The sequence below is a fragment of the Paenibacillus sp. VTT E-133291 genome (genome assembly GCF_002264395.1).
GTDB lineage: Bacteria > Bacillota > Bacilli > Paenibacillales > Paenibacillaceae > Paenibacillus_AQ > Paenibacillus_AQ nitricinens.
The window spans coordinates 1-575 of the sequence record NZ_NFVA01000231.1 but is presented as its reverse complement, the minus strand read 5'-3'; the positions used below and the strand labels follow the sequence as shown (position 1 = coordinate 575).

At 39.7% G+C, this 575-nt stretch carries 1 protein-coding gene; it reads right to left on the bottom strand.

Translation table 11 applies throughout. The features are described 5' to 3' along the window. A partial coding sequence (locus CA598_RS31710) for a helix-turn-helix domain-containing protein (RefSeq protein WP_179283830.1) occupies window positions 1-557 on the bottom strand: 557 nt, incomplete at its 3' end. Window positions 558-575 lie beyond the last annotated feature (18 nt).

Genomic DNA, 575 nt, shown 5'->3' with positions numbered 1-575 from the left:
GGCTTTTTGCGACCGCGATTGTCCTGAAGAGCCTCTTCACGGCCAGCTTGATATTTCCGAACCCATGCGTAAACTTGCTGATAAGATACACCATATTTTTCAATCGCCTTCTGATAATCCAATCCATTAGCGATAGTATATTGTGCAATTTCAATGCGTTCTTCGAAAGTTGTTTTACGTCCCTTGTTCATATGAGATAGTCCTTTTCCTTTATGTGTAGGTTTCAACTCTATCTCATTAGTATACTTGCTAATCCATTTGATCAAAACACTTCTACTTGAAATATGATGCTTCTTTGTCGCCTCTTCTACGGAGGTATGACCAGACAACACATCGTTAATAGCAGCTAGTTTCAACTCCTTTGAGTATGTTTTCCATGTTCTTGATTCCTTTAGCCCCTCCAAACCATCTGCTTTATATTTCCTGATCCACTCTTTAATTGTGTGTGAGCTAACCCCTAGCTGTTTCGCTTCATAGTTTGGATTTGACTTGTGCTCAAGGCACAGCCGTACGACATGTAATTTTACTTCTAGAGATGCTGGACTTCTTTTAGACATTAGAAAAACTCCCATCAT